The 3,357-nt window shown below is 67.8% G+C and carries 3 protein-coding genes; all 3 read left to right on the forward strand.

Going from position 1 to position 3,357, the window contains the following annotated elements; translation table 11 throughout:
- Positions 1–674: Type 1 glutamine amidotransferase-like domain-containing protein (locus tag AC1D15_RS23105; protein WP_477827815.1), on the forward strand; the 674-nt coding region annotated here is incomplete at its 5' end.
- 60 nt (positions 675–734) lie between these two features.
- Positions 735–1,409, forward strand: a complete 675-nt coding sequence (gene can, locus AC1D15_RS23110) for a carbonate dehydratase (protein WP_465112753.1) — start codon at positions 735–737, stop codon at positions 1,407–1,409.
- 13 nt (positions 1,410–1,422) lie between these two features.
- A complete protein-coding gene (aceK, locus tag AC1D15_RS23115) occupies positions 1,423–3,207 on the forward strand; it encodes a bifunctional isocitrate dehydrogenase kinase/phosphatase (RefSeq protein ID WP_465112752.1) in 1,785 nt (594 codons plus the stop codon).
- Positions 3,208–3,357: the final 150 nt, after the last annotated feature.

Below are 3,357 nucleotides of genomic sequence, written 5' to 3' on the forward strand. Positions count from 1 at the left end.
TCGTCGCGTTGGGCGGGGGCGGCTTCTCGATGGAGCCGGACAACCCCCGCCTCGACACYTGGATCCTCTCGCTCGCCCGCCGGCCCCGCCCGCGCGTGAGCTTCGTCGGCACCGCCAGCGGCGACAGCCCCGACTACCTGCTGCGCTTCTACAAGGCCTTCGCGAAGCTCGACTGCGAGGCCCGCCACCTGCCGCTGTTCCAGTTCGACCGCGGGCTCGACCTGCGCGCCGAGGTGCTCGCGAGCGACGTCGTCTACGTCGGCGGCGGCAACACGCCGGCGATGCTCGCGGTGTGGCAGCTCTACGACCTGGCGGCCGCCTTCGCCGACCTGCTCGATGCCGGCGGCGTGCTGGCCGGCATCAGTGCCGGCGCGAACTGCTGGTTCGACCGCTACGTCACCGACAGCGTGCCCGGCGGCGGCGTGAAGCCGGGCCTCGGCTTCGCGGCCGGCAGCTTCTGCCCGCACTACGACGGCGAATCGTGGCGCCGGCCGCTCGTCGAGCAGGTCGCGCGCGACCATGCCGGCGAGTGCCTGGCCTGCGACGACAGTGCGGCGGTGCGCCTGGATGCGCAAGGCCGTCTCGTCGAAGCCGTCGCCTCGGTCGAGGGCAAGCGCGCCCACCGCTGGATCGACGGCGAGCCCGCGCCCCTCATCACCCGGCTGCTGGCCTGAGAGGGCGAGAGCAAATCCGCAACTGCTTACACTGCCGCGTCTTCGCTGCACTGCAACATCATGACGACCGACCTGCAAGAACTCCTGGACAGCAACCGCCTGTGGGCGCAGCGCACCGAAGCACGCACGCCGGGCTTCTTCACCGGCCTGCTGAAGCAGCAGGCGCCGCAGTACCTGTGGATCGGCTGCGCCGACAGCCGCGTGCCGGCCAACGAGCTGGTCGACCTGGCGCCGGGCGAGCTGTTCGTGCACCGCAACGTCGCCAACGTGGTGGTGCACTCCGACCTGAACGCCCTGTCGGTGATCCAGTTCGCCACCGACATGCTGAAGGTCAAGCACATCATCGTGGTCGGCCATTCCGGCTGCGGCGGCGTGGCGGCGGCGCTGCACGACCGGCGCGTCGGCCTGGCCGACAACTGGATCAGCCACGTCAAGGACGTGCGCAACAAGCACCAGGCCTGGCTCGACACCGTGCAGGAATCGCGCCGCGTCGATGCGCTGTGCGAGCTGAACGTGATCGAGCAGGCGCGCAACGTCTGCCACACCACGGTGGTCGAGGAGGCCTGGCGGCGCGGCCAGGAGCTGGTCATCCACGGCTGGTTCTACGGCCTGTACAACGGCCTGCTGCAGGACATGAAGATCACCATCGCCGGCCCGGAGCAGGTCGGCACGGCGTACGACGACGCGCTGGCCGGGCTGCAGTCGCGCTATGCCTCGATGGGGGCGGTCGGCTGAACCGCGGCGGCGCATGTTCCCGCAGGCCCTCACCGACGCGCGCGCGTTCGGCATCGCACAGGCGATGCTCGACGGCTTCAACCGCCACTATCGGTTGTTCCGCGCGGCCAGCGCCGGCGCCAAGCAGCGCTTCGAGAGCGCCGACTGGCACGGCCAGCAGCGCGCGCAGCGCGAGCGCATCGAGTTCTACGACGTGCGCGTCGACGAGGCCGTCGAACGGCTGCAGACCGAGTTCGATGCCGCGAGCCTGTCGTCCGAGGCCTGGCAGGAAGCCAAGCTGCACTACATCGGCCTGCTGACCAACCACCACCAGCCCGAGCTCGCCGAGACCTTCTTCAACTCGGTGACGACGAAGATCCTGCACCGCAGCTACTTCAACAACGACTTCATCTTCGTGCGCCCGGCCGTGTCGACCGAGTACATCGAGAACGACGAACCGGCATCGCAGCCGACCTACCGCGCCTACTACCCGACGCGCGAGACGCTGCGCGAGACCTGGCTGCGCGTGGTGCACAACTTCCAGCTGGCCTGCGAGTTCGAGGATCTCGATCGCGACATCGACCACGTGCTGGCCGCCGTCACCGCGCAGATGGGCGATTTCCGGCCGCGCGCGAACTTCCAGATCCAGGTGCTGAGCTCGCTGTTCTTCCGCAACAAGGGCGCCTACGCGGTCGGCAAGGTGATCAACGGCTTCCGCGAGACGCCGTTCGCGCTGCCGATCCTGCACAGCGCCGGCGGCAAGGGGCTCACGATCGACACCGTGCTGCTCAGCGAGGACGACCTGCTGATGCTGTTCAGCTTCGCGCGTGCGTACTTCCTGGTCGACATGGAGATCCCGTCGGCGTATGTGCAGTTCCTGCGTTCGCTGATGCCGCGCAAGCCGCGCTCGGAGCTGTACAGCGCGCTCGGCCTGCAGAAGCAGGGCAAGAACATCTTCTACCGCGACCTGCTCGCGCACCTGCGCCACAGCAGCGACACGTTCCGCATCGCGCCCGGCATCAAGGGCATGGTGATGCTGGTGTTCGACCTGCCGTCGTTCCCGTACGTGTTCAAGGTGATCAAGGATTTCTACCCGCCGCAGAAGGAAACCACGCGCGAGCTGATCAAGAGCAAGTACCTGCTCGTGAAGCAGCACGACCGCGTCGGGCGCATGGCCGACACGCTGGAGTACAGCAACGTGGCCTTCCCGCGGGTGCGCTTCGACGACGAGCTGGTGGCCGAGCTGAAGCACTTCTGCGGCAGCCTGCTCGAGCAGGACGGTGACGACCTGGTGATCCGCCACGTCTACATCGAGCGCCGGATGATCCCGCTCAACATCTACCTGCAGGAGGCGACGCCCGAGCAGGTGGAGCACGCGGTGGTCGAGTACGGCAACGCGATCAAGGACCTGGTTGCCGCGAACATCTTTCCCGGCGACATGCTGTGGAAGAACTTCGGCGTCACGCGCAACGGCAAGGTGGTGTTCTACGACTACGACGAGATCGAGTACCTGAGCGACTGCAACTTCCGCCGCGTGCCGGCCGCGCGCACCGAGGAGGAAGAACTCTCCGGCGAGGTCTGGTACCGGGTCGGGCCGCGCGACGTGTTTCCCGAGACCTTCGGGCCGTTCCTGCTCGGCCACCCGGGCGTGCGCGAGGTGTTCATGAAACACCATGCCGACCTGCTGGATGCCGATTTCTGGCAGCGTCGCAAGGAGCGCATCCAGGCCGGGCATGTGCACGACGTGTTCCCGTACGACCCGGCGCGGCGCTTCAAGAACCAACGACGGCTGCGCGCGGCGCAGCAAGGCTCGACATGATGACCCTGAATGAACGCAGCCGCGCCGCGGTGTGGCACCCCTGCAGCCAGATGAAGCAGCACGAGACGCAGCCGCTGCTCGAAGTGGCCGGCGCCGAGGGCGTGTGGCTGATCGATCCGGCCGGCCGGCGCTATCTCGACGGCATCAGTT

This window comes from Rhizobacter sp. P2_H2, assembly GCF_056403375.1.